Below are 16,034 nucleotides of genomic sequence, written 5' to 3'. Positions count from 1 at the left end.
TGCCGGGCCTCTGGCTCTACACCCTCAAAAAGGCCCCGTTTTTTTCAATCCAGATCGGGAGGATACTTGGTGAACATCTCCGTAACCACTTCGTCAATCAGCTTTCCGCGTTTTTCGGGAGACTGGTTTTCATTGAGGTAACGACGACTGGCTGCGCGCCAAACGACCTCCTTCGAGCTTTTGCTTGCCAGCTCGACTACCAGTTTTCCTTCTTTAACTTCACGCACAGGAGGCGGCGCAGAGAGCCCCCAACCAAAGTTTCCGGTACCAAAACCCAAGCCGACCCCGACCCCTGTTTGCTCAAGGCGCTCCTCTTCCACAATCCGCCAGCTCACAAGAAGGTCTGCCTCAGACTCCTCGACCTTGCGTAAGGATTTAAGGTTGAGTTCCCGCTCAACGGCGCTCTGGACACGGCTTCCATCCAGCGAAATGAACGAGGAATCACCGTCACTGGGCGCAAAAGCCCAGGATGAGTAGTCGCTAAAAGCCGCGGTTGAGTTGTAATCAGTCACCACATTGCTGGCGCACCCGGTCATTGCCAGTGTTACCAACGCTGCTATCAGAAGACGAGCCATTGCCTACTCCTTAATTTCCTGAAACCCTGCCACCAGTATACGCACAAGACACTGATCCGATGCGTTTTTGAGCGATCAGGTTTCAAAACTGTAATCCAGTTTGTGAGCCTCACAGAAAGCTTTAAAAGCGTCAGCCTGATCTTCCGCAACGAGAATGCGCGCAGTTACTGAAGTGCCGTAAGTGATTGCATCCAGCTCTGCGGCATTGATATCGCACCAGTGTCGTAGTGGCTGCTCATCCGCAAAGCCCATAATGATGTTTGCAGCACTGACTGGCTTGTGGAATACCCTGCCCACTTCTGAAAGCACGCTCTCAGCCGCGCCGGCATAGGCTCTTACAAGACCTCCTGCGCCAAGCTTGATGCCGCCGAAATAACGGATGACCATCACCAGGACATCACCCATATCCTTGTGCTGAATCACGTTCAGAATCGGCTTACCTGCGGTACCGGAAGGCTCGCCATCATCATTCATGGCGGCTTCCGCTGCCGAGCCGGGGCGTCCGATCTGATAAGCCCAGCAAATGTGGCGTGCATCGGGATGATCCTTATGCGCCTTTTCCAGCCAGCCTTTCACCTCATCACGGGAAGCCACAGCTGCTATTCGGGCAATAAAGCGGCTTTTTTTCACTTCCGTTTCGCGCTCAAGATAACCTGCGGGTACCGGATAGTCTTTTTTCATGAACTCGCTCGTGGTCAATGATCAATCAACAGCAAACACCGGCAGCCGGGCCACAACTTCCAAACCACCGCGCGCGCTGTTGGTTGCTACGACCTCCCCATCGTGGGCCAGGATAATATCTTTGGCGATCGCCAGCCCCAGCCCCCAGCCTTTGCCGCCCCGGGATTTATCAGCGCGAAAAAACGGCTCAAAGAGGTGTTCCAGAATTTCATCAGCGACACCAAGCCCTTCATCCGTGATGGTAAGGCTTATCCAGCCGGCAGACAGGGCCAACGCAACATGAACGACCTTACCGGGCGGAGTATGATCCAGAGCATTCTGCAGAATGTTATCAAAAGCCCGCTGCAGCAGGCCGGCATCCCCCAGTACAGATACGCCGGTGCTTTCAGCCATCGATACCAGTTTGCAATCTACACCATGGTGCTCGGCATACTCTGCTGCATCCCGTAACACATTATTCAGCAAATCTACTGGGCGCAAAGGCTCCCTGGCTATGTCTCTCCCCTGCTCGGTAACCCGGTACAGAGTCAATATCTGACCAGTCATGGTGTCAAGACGCTCATTCTGGCGCAGAATACTGGCCATCAGTTCGTCTTCCACATCACCCTCGCTGGCCAGCTCAATGGCAATGCGCTGACGTGCCAGCGGGGTCCGCAGGTCATGAGATATGTCCCGCAACAGATGTTTCTGCCTGTCCAGCAGCGCACAAAGTTGATCGGTCATCGCATTAAATGCTGTAGCGAGCTGCCCCACCTCATCCCGGCGTGCCGCTATACGCTCATCGACTCGCAACTCTGTGTTGCCGCCGGCGATTGCCTGCGCTGTGGATTCCATATGCCGCATCGGCCGCGACACAAAGCGCGCAATCAACCAACAGGCCAGCGTGATCAAGACAAACGCCAGCCCCATTTCCATAAACCGGAACACCCGGGGTTCCAGCCATCCCTCTCCGTGCATTTTCGGCCAGGCGACCAATCGATACCCATCACCAACATCTACAATCGCTGGCTTTTGCCGATACCACCCGGATTCCATACGGGAGCGTATGGCTGCCGGTAAGCGGCTGTTATCATCGGCATCCAGCATCATAAGGTGCAGCCCCAGCTCGTCTCCCTGTGATTTCAGAAACTTTTGAGCGTCCCTGCGCCCACTGCTATCACGAATAGCGGCCACCTCTAAACCAAGATCCCGCAGCTCAAGCTGCCGCTCAATCGCCGCACGCTCGCGATCCAGTAGTACACGGGAAGCCAGGCTGCTCACAATGACCGTTACTGCCATGGCCAGCCAGATCAGCAGGAAGATCCGCCAGAACAGCGGCACCATAAGCCTGCGCTTCATTCCGGCACCCGGTAGCTGTACCCGAGACCACGCACCGTCTCGATCCGGGGCGAGTCATCGCCGCCCAGCTTCTTGCGAAGATTACTCATATGCATATCCAGTGTCCTGTCAAAAGCTTCGAGGCGACGCCCCAGAGCCCACTGCATAAGGTCCGTCTTACGAACCACACTGCCCGCATGAGCGAGCAACACCTGCAGAATTTCGTATTCGGTAGCCGTCAATTCCAGAGGCTGATCATGCTGATATATACGGCGGTGATCCGGTTCGACGCGCAAATCCCCATAGCGCCGCTCCGCCTTCATTTCTGTTTTCTGATCCCAGGCAACGCGGCGCAGAATCGCCTGAAGCCGGGCTACCAGCTCGCGGGGGTTGCAGGGCTTGGGGATGTAGTCATCCGCGCCTACTTCAAACCCTACAATGCGATCGGTTTCATCTCCCCGGGCGGTCAGCAACACCACCGGAAGGTGCGTCGCCCTGCGCAATTCACGGAGCACCTCGAGGCCATTTATATCGGGCAACATGATATCCAGCACGACAATATCGCAGTTCCCTCCAAGTGCCAGCGCGAGCCCGTCTCTACCATTGGCAGCCTCGCGTACTGTGAATCCCTGGCCGCTCAGGTAGCGGGCAAGTAATTCACGGAGCTCGTCGTCATCTTCTACCAGCAGGACTCTGTTTTGCATCGATTCTCTCTACCCGTTACTCACTGACCGGCTTTACCCGACCGATATGTGCAAGATGTGTTGGCTGAAGTCTAACACGAGCCCCGGAACCTGCTTGCTCTGGCCCGGGTTCCTTTGCAGAACCTTTACATGGAGTTGACGCTCGTTTACCAAGAGCCGCAGTACCATAGTCGTGAATCATGCTTCTGCCGAACTCCGGCTAACAATGCGAGGAAATATCATGAACAAACGCAAATCATCCATCATCACCGCTGGCCTTCTGGCCTCCGTCTTGTTTGCAGCCAGTCCGGCGCTGATGGCAGGCAACTCATCCGGAAACTATGGTGACGGCGAGCGCAGCAACAAGCGGGACATGACAGAAATGTGCGAAAACATGCGCGACGGTAAAGGACGCTTTAACAAAGAAGAGCGTCAGGAAGAAATGGCTGAGCGTCGAGAGGCCATGGCACAGCGCCTGAAGCTGAACGATGAGCAGCGCGAAATCTGGAACGAGATTCATGAAGAAAGGCGCGAACAGCACGAGAAGCGTATGGAAAAGATGCAGGAAAAGATGAAAAAGCGCTGCGACAAGCCGAAGAAGTGATCACAAGCCGGGTTTTGACGTAAGGTATCTGGAGCGATCAAGGAGTACGCCCCAGCCATGTCACAACCCGCAGTATCAACGATAACACTTGAGGCCTGCCATTCCCTTTCCGATATCCCCAGGAAATCGTGGGAGCGGCTGGCAGGCTCCGACAACCCATTTCTCAGATACGAATTTTTCGAGGCGCTGGAAACTACCCGCTGCACCAGCCAGGAAACCGGCTGGAAGCCCTGCCACCTTGTATTCCGCATGGAAGGCGAGATTGCCGGCATCGCGCCCGCCTTCCTGAAAAACCATTCCCGCGGCGAATACGTTTTCGATTTTGCCTGGGCCGAAGCCTACCAGCGTTATGGCCAACCCTATTATCCGAAGCTTCTGATGGCAGTTCCTTTTACACCTTCGCAAGGACCAAGGTTACTACTCGATCCAAAGCTACGCGATGCGCTTGACGCCAGAGGGATTCACGACCTGCTGGACACACTTATCGCACGTCTTGGCGCTCACTCGTGGCACCTCCTGTTTCCTGACGCAGAGGATCAGAAACTGCTTCACCATGAGGAACACCTACATCGCCTGGGTTGTCAGTTCCATTGGCATAGCCGCGGCTATGAATGCTTCGATGATTTTCTGAGCGAGCTGACGTCGCGCAAGCGCAAGTCCATACGCAAGGAGCGCCGCCAGGTAGCTGAACAGGAAATTACCTTCAACCGGTTCCACGGCCGTGACATTCCCGATCACGTTCTTGCAGCTTTCTATGTGTTCTACCAGGCCACGTACCTGAAGCGCGGACAACACCCCTACCTGAGCCGACAGTTCTTTGAGCAGATACTGCAGACGATGCCCGAGCACCTGCATGTGATCATGGCTGTCAAGAATGGGGAGATGATTGCCGGCGCGCTGTTTCTCAGCGGGAAAAACACACTCTACGGCCGTTACTGGGGCTGCCTGGAAGAGTACAACCACCTGCACTTCGAGACCTGTTATTACCAGGGCATTGAGTTGGCCATTGAGCTGGGTCTTCACACCTTCGACGCGGGTGCGCAAGGCGAGCACAAGCTGGTGCGTGGTTTTGAGCCGGTGCTGACACATTCGTGGCACGGTATCGCCCATCCCGGCTTCCATGAGGCCATAGAAGCTTTTACCCGGGAAGAGGCAGTTCAGGTTATGAGCTACTATGAAGATGCCAGAACGGCACTTCCGTTCCGGCAAAACGACGGAGCCTGAGAGGCGACCTTTCGGGCGCCGCCCTGCCCCGCATTCACGTCAGCTTTCCTTGATCCGGAAACCTATTTTCAGCGACACCTGATAGTGGCCAACCTTGCCATCAACAATATGACCGCGAGTTTCCGTTACCTCAAACCATTCCATGTTGTGGATACTCTTCGCAGATTCCGCGAGGGCATTTTCAATCGCGCCCTCAATGCTTGTTTCTGAAGAACCGACAATTTCGACTTTCTTGTACACGTGGTTATCAGACATACCAGAGCTCCTTGTACTCGGTGGCTTTCAACCAAAGCCTATAAGACAAGCAGCTGTCCAGCAAATCGTCATCTCAAGCGACAGCATTAAAAGCTATATAGCTTTTAATGAAAGGGAAACAGGTAATTAACCCACGAAGACATACGTAATAAAATTTTTCGCATAATCGCTACGTGATGAAAATGCTCGCTGTAAATCGCACTTTGCCCAAAGGCACCCCCAGGCACCGTGCCGACGTACTGCCTGAATTCCGGATCGGTAATCTCGATCAATACCGGTATGCGCCCGGGAAACGGGGCCGCCAGCGGGTTGATCAGGTTACCACTGGCCTGAATTTGTCCCTCGGCCAGTGCCGGTAGAACACTTTTGACCTTACCGCTGAATACCTGACCTGGCAGGCCGTTTAGAGCAACTTCTGCTTCACTACCTACTTCCAAACGCAACAAGCTGTTCTGGCGGTACCAGCCGACAAAATACAGATCTTCGGCGTGTACAAATACCATTACAGGCCTTAGCGGCAGCGAGACCGCCATCATGCCTGGGCGCAACGCCAGTTGTGCGACGTAACCGTCGGTCGGTGCTCTGACGATGGTTTCGCTAAGATTGAATTCCGCCTCGGCAAGTTGAGCCTGCAGGGTATCAGCCTGCGCTGTACTCAGATCCGCTGCACGCTGGCTGCCAGCACCGCGTTTTACCAATTCCAGGGCACGCTTTTGGTCAATCCTGGCGGATTTTAATTGCGCGCGTATCGAGTCAATTTTAAATTGAAAGGGCTCCGGATCGATCACGAAAAGCACATCGTCTTTCTTTACTTTAACGCCACCCTCGACTTTGACCTCAATCACCCGACCACTGACCGTTGGCACAATGGGTGTGGTAACGAAATAATCGCGACTTGACTCAGAAAACGGGTGGTTATAATTCATGGCGAATATCAGACCGCCGATCAAAACAACACCACCCAAAACCGCAGTAGGAACCGACCATTTATTCAATGGGATTTTAAAAATCTTGAAAATGGCAATGCACAGCGCGGTGTAAGTAAGAATCAATAATAGATCCATTAGATAGTATCCCCCGCCGGCTTATTAGCAGATTGTTGTAACTGCGCAACCTGCGCGCTTAGCTCGGTTACTTGAGCTTTGAGCTCGGCGATTGACTGGTCCGTCGTATCTGCTGCCCCGGATTCGGCTTGTTCTACCCCGGCATGCTTGCTAAAGCCCCAGCCTCTATCCTCTCGGTAGAGCGTTGCCCATATCCACAGGAAGGGCCAGATAACATGCAGTGTCAAAAGGCTGATCCAGCCCGCTACATGAATGGCATCAGCGTGGGGGTGGTGACGTTTTTCAGCGATGTCGTAAGGAATATCGTGAATCACGATGATGCCGTAGAAAACGGTTATGGCTGCAAAAATCAGAATGCCGAGAGCAACGTAGTCAAGCATGGTCGGAAGGGGCTCCGCAGAGTAAACAGTTTTTAATTATTGAGCCGCGACAATAGCGGTAAAAATCCGCAGCGGCAATCTGAAATAGAGCCTGTTTGGAAAATAACTGGTCAGGGTGGACGGTCATTTCCCGCAGATTACGCGAGGGTATTTCCAGTCGCGACCTCACTGGCCAACCGGCGCACTTTGATGACAGGAGTCTAAATATTGCATGGCAGCTTGACCGTTGCTCGACTAAACTTTTTTAAAGGATTGCAGACAGATGTTCGTGGAAGCCAAAAGCGTTGAAATTGAAACTGTTGGCTTAGCTAAATCACCAATTTTTACATGATTTTTCGTGCCAGTTCGTTCTCGAATTCCCAGTAATAGAATTGCCATGACGAGAGCACCACATGCCCGCCGATACCGACACCTCCTCCATTACCGATGATCAGACATCAGAAATAGAAACGTATTTAACGGACATTGCACAAGGTGTCAGCCAACTGCTTCCTGAGTCGGCTCAATCAAGCTGGCAGCTTATTTTGGAGCACCCAATTTTTGGCGCTCTGTTGATGGCAATTGCCTCATACATTATTGCTATCTCTTTCAGGTCATTACTCGCAAATCTTGTAGGCCGAATCACTGGTTTGACGCGACCTTCGGTTGAAGATGCCGTGATGAAAGATTTGCGCAAGCCTATTTTTAACACCATCTTCTTTCTGGGTTTATCGCTAGCGGTCGTTGTGGCCAACCTGCCTTTAGGTGGGGTAACACTAATCAAAATATTCCTGTCATTTATAACCGCCAGCTGGATGGGCGCGGTTATTAAAATTTCCACACTGGCGCTACAAGCACTGAGCCGGGAAAACCGTTTCCAACTGGTTGATGCGCGCACTGTGCCACTGCTGGATCTGACCAGCAAACTGCTCAGCATCATGGTCGGCAGCTATGTACTTTTGATTATATGGGGGGTTAACCCGGTAGGCTGGCTGGCTTCAGCGGGTATCGTCGGCCTGGCCCTGGGGTTCGCGGCCAAAGATACGCTGGGCAATTTGTTTTCGGGGTTCTTTATTGTTGCCGATGCACCCTACAAAATCGGAGATTACATCAATCTGGACTCTGGTGAACGCGGTAAAGTCTGTGCAATTGGTTTACGCAGCACACGCCTCTTAACCCGTGACGATGTTGAGATCACCATCCCCAACGGGGTTATCGCCAACGCCAAGATTATTAATGAAAGCGGCGGCCCACTAAGCCTGAGAATTCGTATCGTGGTTGGAGTAGCTTACGGCTCTGACGCTGATCAGGTAGTCCAACTATTATTGAAAGCAGGAACAGAGCATAGCGAGGTGTGCAAACTACCGGAGCCCAGAGTCAGGTTACGTGGTTTTGGCGCATCAAGCCTGGACTTCAATTTAATGTGTTGGATAACCAAACCGGAAGACCGCGGCCGGATTGCACACGAACTGCACATGACCATCTACAGCTTGTTTAATGAACATGGCGTGGAAATCCCTTACGCCAAGCAGGATTTGTACATAAAACAATGGCCGAAAGACAATCCCGCAGAATAAAACATCACGCCTCGGCAAACTCCAGATAGGGGCGACTCCGATTTACCGAAGCCCTTGGTCCCTCAATGATCGCCTTTTGCTTTTCCCGGATCTCATTGAGCTGTTCCCGCTGGTTGCGTGACTGCATTCATTCATCCACATCAAAGTGATTCAAGGTGTAGATCTCTTCCAGATAACGCTTAAAGTCCGGGCCATTTTCATGGCTGTAGTTCAGGTTACGGAAAAATCCGGCCAGTTTGGTGAAGTGTTCGCGGATGGCGTCTTTATCCCGCATATCAGGATGCTCAAACAGGCAGCGCTTCAGCAAGCGGAAAATACGCACCTGGCGCCCCATTGGCGTTGAGGCATCAACATCATCAAACGCGTCTTGTTGCAGGTACACCTGATCGAGGCATTGCGAACGGCTGAAGGTCAGGAAGTCATTCAGGGTGACGCCTTCTTCACCCGTTACCTGCATCATCTGCTGAATATCTTCGCCTTGGGTGAGAAGACTGTGCATCTGTTTAACATCGTCAACCCATTGTGTATCGAGGTGCTCGCTGTACCAGGCACTGAGTTGCTCCAGATAGCGTGACCATGAAATGAGCGGGTCAACCGCTGGATAAGCGCGCTTGTAGGCACGGTCTGCGCTCAGGCCCAGGAAGGTTTTCACGGTACGCAGGGTGGACTGGGTAACCGGCTCTTCAAAGTTACCTCCGGCCGGGGATACGGTGCCGATGAGCGTTAAGCTGCCTTGTTCGCCTTCATTGTTACGGATCAGACCCGCGAGCTCATAAAGACTCTTGATGGAGGAATCCAGATAGGCCGGGAAAGCCTCTTCCCCCGGAATCTCTTCCAGACGACCGGAGGTTTCACGCATCGCCTGTGCCCAACGGGAGGTCGAGTCGGCAATCAGGAGAACGTTGTAACCCATCTGGCGGTAATACTCACTCAATGTGATACCGGTATAGATAGAGGCTTCACGGGCAGCAACGGGCATGGATGAGGTATTACAGATAATGATGGTGCGGTCCATCAAGGTGCCGCCTTTGGGGTCAGGAAGGGCCGGAAACTCGGTAATAGTCTCAACCACTTCACCTGCACGCTCACCGCAGGCCACGATAACGACGATATCCACATCCGAGAAGCGTGAAATCAGCCCCTGCAGCACGGTTTTACCGGCACCAAAAGGCCCCGGTATGCAGGCTGTGCCGCCTTTGGCAATCGGAAAGAAGGTGTCGATCAGGCGAATCGAGGTTAACAGCGGCTGTTCCGGGTATTCACGCTCGCTATAGCGCTGAGCCAATAGCGGCTGAGACAAAGGAATACGCACGGGCCAGTTCTGCTGCATGGTTAGCGCGCGCTCTTTACCCTTGTGGTCTTTGATGCGGGCGATGGGCGTTGTGGTGGAGAAGGTGCCTTCCTGAATCCACGTGACTTCGACCTCACCAACATGGTTAAAGGGCACCATAATTTTGTGCCTGAAGCGGCCTTCCTGCACGTGACCCAGAGGATCACCGGCTTTCAGCCGCGCGCCTGTTTTAACCGTTGGCTGAAAGGCCCACTGTTTCTGGCTGTCGAGGCTTTCTGCTTGCAGGCCGCGCGGCAGGAAGAAACCGTGCTGACCGGCAATCATTTCAAGCGGCTTTTGCAGGCCGTCATACACCTGGCCCAGCAGGCCAGGACCCAGGGTTACCGAAAGCATCTGACCGGATTGGCGCACTGGGTCACCGATGGCGACACCGCGGGTATTTTCAAACACCTGCACATCGGCCTCACCGTGACGCACCCGCAGTACTTCGGCTTGAAGGTATTCCTGGCGGTTATCCTCGGGGATACGGGATGGACAGATATAAACCACTTCGTTTTTAATCATTGGGTAAAAATCATCGTGTTCATCCCTTTCCAGCCGCAGGGAAACGATGTCATCCCGCACACCGGTTACGCGTGCTGTAACCCGTAGCTCTTCCATTAACAAAGTCCCTTCATCAGGAAAGTTCCTCAAAGGCTGATTCTATGTTCGCCTTGATACCAGGCGCTGATATAAGCGCCTCCGCCATAGCTTCAAAGGCTTTCAGTGCCTGATCAGCGTCATTCTCGATCTGTTTTTCAGCAATACCCCAACGTAATACAAAGCAGATTACGGTTTCTAATGAAAAGGCATGGCTGCGTTCCACCTGAAACAGGTTTTGCCACAGCCAGGCATTCATCTGCGCTTCAACCTCACCGGCGGCGCCCTTCAGCATCTGAGGCTGTAGTTGGATCAGGAGGGGCATGGCATCTTCGAGGCCAAGAGTGGGCTCTTGCCAGTGCTGGCGGATGCGGGTTGTCCACCGGCCCAACCCAAAAAACTGTTCCGGGCCTTTAGCGCCCGCTTGGCGTTGACGAATCGCTGCAATCAGGCTTTGCCACTCAAGCCGGAGTTGAATGCATTCGCGGATAATCGGGGAGTGGATCTGCTCAAGCTGCGACTGCCACTGATAAACCAACTTCTGATCAGAGACAGCCTGCTCCGGACTCGCGGAAAAATGATAGAGGCTTTCCGCCAGTCGCAATTGTTTGAGGTCTTCCTCTTCAAGCATGGTTAACCGGCGCTCCAGAGCAATTCTGGAGATGGGTAACTGTTTGCACCTCGCAAGAGGAGGCAGGTCTGGCAGCGCGGCCACCAGCGTGTAATAGCTCACTAGCGGATGACCCCTTCCAATAGTGCTCGAAAACGGGGTTGAAGGTGTCGCAGCAACAATCTCGCCACTGCAGTATCGGTGAGATCCACTTCCACCTCTTTGCCCACAAGACGAACACGTATGCCGGATCCGCTATGGACGTTAAAGCTAACGCCTTCGCGCAGCAGCTCAACGGATAAAGACTGCACAAACTGGCTTAAGCGGCCGGTTTTGTATTCGTCGGCATTTCTACGCAACTCATCGAGCCCGATAAAGCTTTCCGGAAGTAGCACGTCAATTTTTTCCGTCTGCTCAAGGCCAGCTTCTTTACTGGCGCGACCGACAAGCTCCAGGATCATAAGCTGCATGAACTCCTGGTTATCCATTTGCTGTTCGATCAGGCGCTCCACCTGATCGTTAAAACTGTGGGCAAGGTTCTCTTTAACGTCGAGCAAAAGATCACGGGCCGACATTTTTAACGCGTCTTCACCGGCTTGCTGTTTCCGGGCTACCTCACGCTTTGCCTTAATCAACATGGCATCCGCTTCTTCACGGGCCTGGCGTAACAGAAGGCCAGCCTGTTTTTCCGCATCACTCAGAATTTGGTCCGCCTCTGCGCGCCCCTTCTCAACGCCCTCTTGGCGCAGCTTTTCGATAAGTGCTTCGATGCCCGAGGAAACATGGTTTTTCTCAGTAGCTGTCATAACGTGCTTCTCTCCAGGTCGCGCGGTGGTCAGGCCGGTACGCCAGCGCTGATGACCAACGCAAATATAAAAGCAAACACGGCAAAACCCTCAACAATAGCGGCGGGGGCCAGCGACATACCAAAGATCTCAGGGCGAATTTTCGACACGTTAATCGCGGAAGCGCAGCTTCGGCCCTGGTAGATAGCACTGAACATAAGTGCCAGGCCACACAGCAGACCAATGGCGGCCAAACCTGGCGCGTTGCCCAGCGTGATATCACGGTTCAGCGCAAACATCACCACGATGCCGTAAATGGACTGCGAGGAAGGCATAGCTGAAATACCAATATAACGACCGTGGCCCGTTTCAGTTTCCAGTAATGCTCCTGCAGCGGCCTGACCGGCTAACGAGCAGCCAATCATGCTGCCGATTGCACCCAGTGCCATAGGGCCATACAAACCGGCCCATCCCAGAGCCAAGATCAGGTTATCCAAGGTGTTATCTCCTGTTTTGCAAACGGCTGGAAGGGGTAGCCTTCGTCAGCCAGGCTCCAGTTATAGAACTCGATCAGATTTAAACGTAAACCGTGAATAACACCGCTGACGACGGTTAAAACAAAATTCAGCAGGTGTCCTGCCAGCAAAATCAGAATATGCAGCAAAAAGCCGATACCCGGCAGCGCATTGCCAACATCCGCTGCCAGTTGGTTAAAAGTGATGGCCAGTGATGCGCTGGCCAGGCCTAAAGCGAACAGGCGTAAATAGCTTAAAACATCGCCGAAAATCTTGGTGACATTGGTTAATGCCAGCACGCCTGAAATAAGCCGAGCCACTCCAAAGCCCTTGACTGGCGTTGAAAACAGCAGCACCAGGACCAGGCCCAGACCAAAAACGACCCAATGCGCAATGGTAAAGCCGGCAAGCCAGCCCAGGAGGGCAGACCCAACCGAGACCGCCCAACCCACGGAGGAGAGTGCCTGGTTTGAACCTCTTCGCACCCAGGCCATCACCAGGTTCGCAAGAATCAAATGCAGTGCACCGATACACACCGACAGGGCCATCATGGTGTCGAAATCGTTCAGATCGAACACTTTTAATTTGCCTAAGGCGGAGATGGGCGCAGAGGCACCAAAGTAACTGCCAACTAAAACGCCCCAGAAGACTCCGGCACCTGTAAGTGCTGCGCCCATGGCTCGCAGGCGCCGACCGCTTTCTGAGCGCGCCATTCGTTTCCAGTTCCAGGCTAGAATCGCACCAAACAACAGTGAGTAGCCGACATCAGACATGATGATGGCAAAGAAGCTGACAAAGGAGAAAAATACCACCCGGGACGGGTCCCAGCTACGATAGTTAGGCGTTTGGAAGAAAGTCACCACTTCTTGACCGCCACCCACTGCTATGGAGTTTTCCAGCAATGTGGGAGGATTCTCAGAATCTGCAGGGTCATCTAACAGCAGTACCAGGCTTTTCTGCTCGGCAAACTCTTCCAGTTGGGCGATATCTCTTACAGGAACCCAGCCTTGAAGTGCAAACAGCTCGTTATAGCTTTGGGTTTGTTCCGAAATATCATCCAGTAGCGCTTTATCTTCTGTACTGGCAACGCTTTGCTGCAGCAGAAAAATCCAGCGAGTCAGGGCTTCCCGCTCTGCCTCGACCGCTTCCAGCTCGATTATTGTATCGTCAAGCTGCTCTTTTAACTGGCTTAACGGGATATAGCCTGTGTGGGTGCGCTGCACTGGCATAATGCTCGCCTGAGGCTCTTGCTCCGCAATGGCGACGATATAGGTGTGCCGGTTATCGCGGTGCACTACTATCCACGGCAAATGCGATTGCTCCACATCCTGCATTTTGTAGTTAGGCACAAGATAGAACCACAGCCTTTCCTGGTTCAAATCTGCCAGATCTGGCAGGGTAAACTCGCCCCACGGCTCCAGGTCCTTGATCCGCTTGTCCAGAAAATCGCGTTTTTCACTTAAGCGAATACGGTACTGACGGTTGTGATCGACGCTATGCAGCACCTTACCGAGATCAAGTTGCTGCTCGCGGGTTACCTGCCGCCGTTTTTGCGGGCTGCTTAACAGATACTGCAGGGAGCGCTTCAGTAGCTCGGGACTGGTGTCTTCGGTGTCTTTTACACGACGGCTACTCACATCCCGAAGGGGGATAACGTGCAATAGACCCAAGGCCTGAAGAGCCTTCAGGGTGTCGGCTTTATCTTGACTCAGCCCGATGACAGAGGCTTTTTTAAGCCGGAGGATACTCATGTCATGCCTGCCTTCAGCCGCTTTTTCTTGGCAATTTTAGAAATGACAACGCCGGCACGCTCGCTGTCGGAGAGGGCGATACGGATTTTGCGAATATTTTGCTCGGCCTGCGGGATTAAAACCTTATCAAACAGGTTCAAACGCTGGGTTGTCTTTCTCAGGCCTGTTTCCAGCAGCTCAAGGCGCTTATTCAACACTCGCTGTTTGAGCTGTAATTCAACGGTCTGTTTGAGCAACACCACCAAGGGGTCTTGCCAATGCTCGGTGGCCAGAGCCGAGTACGGGTGAACTTTTAGCGACAGACTTTCCAGCACAGGCAAGCGAATACCTACAAGATTGACCTGCGTGAGACTGAAAGCGTCGATCTCAACCAGCCGATCGACGCTACCTTTATAGTTACACAGCATAGGCAACTGCTCTTTAACGCGCTGACGCACGCCCTCAAGACTCTGATCAAGATCGGCGAGCGCTTGCTTTGAGTGCGCACGTTCGGCCAGAAGCTGCTTACGCTTGAGATCAAGTGCCGGGACAAATCTCCTGTAGGCCTTGACCTTTCGCCCTTCCTTGTTGAGGGTGCTTTTATTCAGTGCCAGCTTACCCACGATAGATATGATTCCTGTCAGGCGCTTTCTGGTGAACTTTCTCTCGACCCTGATTTACCTTTTAAAAAGTACTTGTCAATCAAACTCTGCTTCATCAACAACTCTTCCTCGCGGAAGCATTCCGCCATAATCGCCCAGCCGGTATCCAGTGCTTGTTCAAGCGGCATCGCGACGTCGATATCCATAAAATTTTCTTGAAACAGACGACCAAACTTAAGTACACGGTCGTCAAACTCATTCAGCTCAAAAGACATCGCCTGCTTTTGCTCTGCATCTTTGGCGGCGGCATAGAAACGAATCAAAGTGTTCATAATCTGGCTGTGATCTTCCCGGGTCACCTTACCGATTACATGCTGTTTAAGGCGTGACAGAGAACCAAACGGGTCGATAACGCCGTTGTGCAGATAGAGCTGACCTTCGGTAATGTAACCTGTGTTATCGGGTACCGGGTGGGTAACGTCATCGCCCGGCATAGTGGTCACCGACAAAATAGTCACGGAACCCGCGCCTTTATAGTCACAGGCCTTTTCATAACGGCGGGCCAGCTGAGAATACAGATCACCAATGTAGCCCCGGTTGGACGGTACGTGCTCCATGGAGATACCCACTTCTTTGAGGGCATCGGCATAAGATGTCATGTCAGTTAATAGCACCAGTACCCGTTTGCCTTCGTTGACGGCATAGCGTTCGGCCACAGCCAGCGCCATATCCGGAACCAGAAGAGCTTCAACGGTTGGGTCAGAGCCCTGGTGAACAAACATTACGGTACGGGCAGAGGCGCCGGCTTCTTCAAAGGTGCGGCGGAAAAAGTGATAGTCATCGAAGATCAGGCCAATACCACCAAAGACAATAATATCGGCATCGGCCTGTGAGCCAATTCGGGCGAGCAATTCGTTGTATGGCTCACCGGCAACAGAGAAAATGGGGATCTTCTGGCTTTCAACCAAGCAGTTAAAAACATCGATCATCGGCACATCGGTACGAATCATGCGCGAAGCCAAAATGCGGCGTGCAGGGTTCACAGTCGGGCCATCAATCTCAATCCTGGGCTCGTCTGTTAACGCAGGGCCCCCGTCAATTGGTTGGCCCGTACCGGAAAAGATACGACCTAAAATGTTAGGCGAGAAAGTCACTTCCATCGGACGGCCTAAAAAGCGCACTACCGAGTGAGTAGAAAGGCCTTTGGTGCCGGAAAGCACTTGTAAGGAGACATTTTCGCCCTGAAGCAGAATCACTTGAGCGGTTCGGGGCAGAATGTCCTGGCTATCATCCTTGCTTTCAATGAGTGCCAAATCCCCAAAGCTGACCTGCGATACTCCGGATTCAGTGGCAGGTACATGTACTTTGACAATATCGCCGACAATTTCAAGAATTCGGGAATAACGAATCAATAGTTGCGACACAACTACCTCCATGCGACCTGAATTCAGAGAGAAGCCTGAGAGTTATAGCATAACCCTGTTGGTCGAGCTCTGAAAAACAGATCTGCCCCCTGGCCCAAA

Annotated in this window: 18 protein-coding genes; 3 read left to right on the top strand and 15 right to left on the bottom strand. The window is 52.9% G+C overall.

The features are described 5' to 3' along the window. Positions 1-44 precede the first annotated feature (44 nt). The 4 genes from ACN0RL_RS11620 to ACN0RL_RS11605 all read right to left on the bottom strand — a co-directional run bounded on the left by ACN0RL_RS11620 (position 45) and on the right by ACN0RL_RS11605 (position 3,277). Positions 45-575 (bottom strand): DUF4136 domain-containing protein, encoded by a 531-nt coding sequence (locus ACN0RL_RS11620; RefSeq protein WP_417516891.1) that lies wholly within the window; start codon positions 573-575, stop codon positions 45-47. Positions 576-650: 75 nt separating this feature from the next. Continuing rightward, positions 651-1,256, bottom strand: coding sequence for an IMPACT family protein (locus tag ACN0RL_RS11615; RefSeq protein WP_417516889.1), 606 nt, complete (start codon positions 1,254-1,256; stop codon positions 651-653). Between the two features lie 21 nt (positions 1,257-1,277). Beyond that, on the bottom strand, positions 1,278-2,594 hold the full coding sequence (locus ACN0RL_RS11610; RefSeq protein ID WP_417516887.1) for a sensor histidine kinase: 1,317 nt from the start codon (positions 2,592-2,594) through the stop codon (positions 1,278-1,280). Further along, complete coding sequence (locus ACN0RL_RS11605; RefSeq protein WP_417516885.1) at positions 2,591-3,277, bottom strand: response regulator transcription factor; 687 nt, start codon at positions 3,275-3,277, stop codon at positions 2,591-2,593. Before ACN0RL_RS11605 ends, ACN0RL_RS11610 begins: the two co-directional genes overlap by 4 nt. 220 nt (positions 3,278-3,497) lie before the next feature. Here ACN0RL_RS11605 and ACN0RL_RS11600 point away from each other — a divergent pair, with 220 nt between their 5' ends. Both ACN0RL_RS11600 and ACN0RL_RS11595 read left to right on the top strand, forming a co-directional pair. Beyond that, positions 3,498-3,860: a hypothetical protein gene (locus tag ACN0RL_RS11600; protein WP_417516883.1), complete on the top strand. Its 363-nt coding sequence runs from the start codon at positions 3,498-3,500 to the stop codon at positions 3,858-3,860. 57 nt (positions 3,861-3,917) lie between these two features. After that, complete coding sequence (locus ACN0RL_RS11595; RefSeq protein ID WP_417516881.1) at positions 3,918-5,084, top strand: GNAT family N-acetyltransferase; 1,167 nt, start codon at positions 3,918-3,920, stop codon at positions 5,082-5,084. 39 nt (positions 5,085-5,123) lie between these two features. Here the strand turns inward: ACN0RL_RS11595 and ACN0RL_RS11590 are convergent, their stop codons facing one another. The 3 genes from ACN0RL_RS11590 to ACN0RL_RS11580 all read right to left on the bottom strand — a co-directional run bounded on the left by ACN0RL_RS11590 (position 5,124) and on the right by ACN0RL_RS11580 (position 6,783). Further along, the gene (locus ACN0RL_RS11590; protein WP_417516879.1) at positions 5,124-5,339 is read right to left on the bottom strand and encodes a dodecin; all 216 of its coding nucleotides are present in this window, start codon (positions 5,337-5,339) and stop codon (positions 5,124-5,126) included. A 104-nt stretch (positions 5,340-5,443) separates the two neighbouring features. Then, a complete protein-coding gene (locus ACN0RL_RS11585; RefSeq protein ID WP_417516877.1) occupies positions 5,444-6,403 on the bottom strand; it encodes an HlyD family secretion protein in 960 nt (319 codons plus the stop codon). Next, positions 6,403-6,783, bottom strand: coding sequence for a DUF3302 domain-containing protein (locus ACN0RL_RS11580; RefSeq protein ID WP_417516875.1), 381 nt, complete (start codon positions 6,781-6,783; stop codon positions 6,403-6,405). The genes ACN0RL_RS11585 and ACN0RL_RS11580 overlap by 1 nt, the downstream gene beginning before the upstream one ends. 392 nt (positions 6,784-7,175) lie before the next feature. Here ACN0RL_RS11580 and ACN0RL_RS11575 point away from each other — a divergent pair, with 392 nt between their 5' ends. After that, positions 7,176-8,339 (top strand): mechanosensitive ion channel family protein, encoded by a 1,164-nt coding sequence (locus tag ACN0RL_RS11575; protein WP_417516873.1) that lies wholly within the window; start codon positions 7,176-7,178, stop codon positions 8,337-8,339. A 4-nt stretch (positions 8,340-8,343) separates the two neighbouring features. Here ACN0RL_RS11575 and ACN0RL_RS11570 read toward each other — a convergent pair whose 3' ends face one another. Genes ACN0RL_RS11570 through ACN0RL_RS11535 form a run of 8 tightly spaced genes read right to left on the bottom strand, consistent with a single transcriptional unit; the run spans position 8,344 to position 15,935 of the window. After that, positions 8,344-8,466, bottom strand: a complete 123-nt coding sequence (locus ACN0RL_RS11570; RefSeq protein ID WP_417516871.1) for a hypothetical protein — start codon at positions 8,464-8,466, stop codon at positions 8,344-8,346. Continuing rightward, positions 8,467-10,290, bottom strand: coding sequence for a V-type ATP synthase subunit A (locus ACN0RL_RS11565; protein WP_417516869.1), 1,824 nt, complete (start codon positions 10,288-10,290; stop codon positions 8,467-8,469). 16 nt (positions 10,291-10,306) lie between these two features. Continuing rightward, complete coding sequence (locus ACN0RL_RS11560) at positions 10,307-11,002, bottom strand: hypothetical protein (protein WP_417516867.1); 696 nt, start codon at positions 11,000-11,002, stop codon at positions 10,307-10,309. Further along, positions 11,002-11,685 carry a hypothetical protein gene (locus ACN0RL_RS11555; RefSeq protein WP_417516865.1) on the bottom strand — a complete coding sequence of 228 codons (684 nt, stop codon included), beginning with the start codon at positions 11,683-11,685 and terminating at the stop codon, positions 11,002-11,004. Before ACN0RL_RS11555 ends, ACN0RL_RS11560 begins: the two co-directional genes overlap by 1 nt. A gap of 29 nt (positions 11,686-11,714) precedes the next feature. Further along, a complete protein-coding gene (locus ACN0RL_RS11550; RefSeq protein ID WP_417516863.1) occupies positions 11,715-12,161 on the bottom strand; it encodes an ATP synthase subunit C in 447 nt (148 codons plus the stop codon). Continuing rightward, a complete protein-coding gene (locus ACN0RL_RS11545; RefSeq protein ID WP_417516861.1) occupies positions 12,149-13,930 on the bottom strand; it encodes a V-type ATP synthase subunit I in 1,782 nt (593 codons plus the stop codon). The genes ACN0RL_RS11550 and ACN0RL_RS11545 overlap by 13 nt, the downstream gene beginning before the upstream one ends. After that, complete coding sequence (locus ACN0RL_RS11540; RefSeq protein ID WP_417516859.1) at positions 13,927-14,532, bottom strand: V-type ATP synthase subunit D; 606 nt, start codon at positions 14,530-14,532, stop codon at positions 13,927-13,929. The genes ACN0RL_RS11545 and ACN0RL_RS11540 overlap by 4 nt, the downstream gene beginning before the upstream one ends. Before the next feature lie 17 nt (positions 14,533-14,549). Next, complete coding sequence (locus ACN0RL_RS11535) at positions 14,550-15,935, bottom strand: V-type ATP synthase subunit B (RefSeq protein WP_417516857.1); 1,386 nt, start codon at positions 15,933-15,935, stop codon at positions 14,550-14,552. Between the last annotated feature and the right edge of the window lie 99 nt (positions 15,936-16,034).

The sequence above is a fragment of the Marinobacter sp. genome, from assembly GCF_048259445.1.
Taxonomy (GTDB): domain Bacteria; phylum Pseudomonadota; class Gammaproteobacteria; order Pseudomonadales; family Oleiphilaceae; genus Marinobacter.
The sequence above is the reverse complement of the archived record's forward strand: the minus strand, read 5'-3'. Positions and strand labels throughout refer to the sequence as shown.

What these genes read in the sequence shown, in the direction of transcription:
- ACN0RL_RS11565 (WP_417516869.1), bottom strand. Translation starts at nt 10,290, where the DNA reads ATGGAAGAGCTACGGGTTACAGCACGCGTAACCGGTGTGCGGGATGAC.
- ACN0RL_RS11615 (WP_417516889.1), bottom strand. Translation starts at nt 1,256, where the DNA reads ATGAAAAAAGACTATCCGGTACCCGCAGGTTATCTTGAGCGCGAAACG.
- ACN0RL_RS11590 (WP_417516879.1), bottom strand. Translation starts at nt 5,339, where the DNA reads ATGTCTGATAACCACGTGTACAAGAAAGTCGAAATTGTCGGTTCTTCA.
- ACN0RL_RS11600 (WP_417516883.1), top strand. Translation starts at nt 3,498, where the DNA reads ATGAACAAACGCAAATCATCCATCATCACCGCTGGCCTTCTGGCCTCC.
- ACN0RL_RS11605 (WP_417516885.1), bottom strand. Translation starts at nt 3,277, where the DNA reads ATGCAAAACAGAGTCCTGCTGGTAGAAGATGACGACGAGCTCCGTGAA.
- ACN0RL_RS11580 (WP_417516875.1), bottom strand. Translation starts at nt 6,783, where the DNA reads ATGCTTGACTACGTTGCTCTCGGCATTCTGATTTTTGCAGCCATAACC.
- ACN0RL_RS11570 (WP_417516871.1), bottom strand. Translation starts at nt 8,466, where the DNA reads ATGCAGTCACGCAACCAGCGGGAACAGCTCAATGAGATCCGGGAAAAG.
- ACN0RL_RS11585 (WP_417516877.1), bottom strand. Translation starts at nt 6,403, where the DNA reads ATGGATCTATTATTGATTCTTACTTACACCGCGCTGTGCATTGCCATT.
- ACN0RL_RS11595 (WP_417516881.1), top strand. Translation starts at nt 3,918, where the DNA reads ATGTCACAACCCGCAGTATCAACGATAACACTTGAGGCCTGCCATTCC.
- ACN0RL_RS11555 (WP_417516865.1), bottom strand. Translation starts at nt 11,685, where the DNA reads ATGACAGCTACTGAGAAAAACCATGTTTCCTCGGGCATCGAAGCACTT.
- ACN0RL_RS11575 (WP_417516873.1), top strand. Translation starts at nt 7,176, where the DNA reads ATGCCCGCCGATACCGACACCTCCTCCATTACCGATGATCAGACATCA.
- ACN0RL_RS11620 (WP_417516891.1), bottom strand. Translation starts at nt 575, where the DNA reads ATGGCTCGTCTTCTGATAGCAGCGTTGGTAACACTGGCAATGACCGGG.
- ACN0RL_RS11610 (WP_417516887.1), bottom strand. Translation starts at nt 2,594, where the DNA reads ATGAAGCGCAGGCTTATGGTGCCGCTGTTCTGGCGGATCTTCCTGCTG.
- ACN0RL_RS11545 (WP_417516861.1), bottom strand. Translation starts at nt 13,930, where the DNA reads ATGAGTATCCTCCGGCTTAAAAAAGCCTCTGTCATCGGGCTGAGTCAA.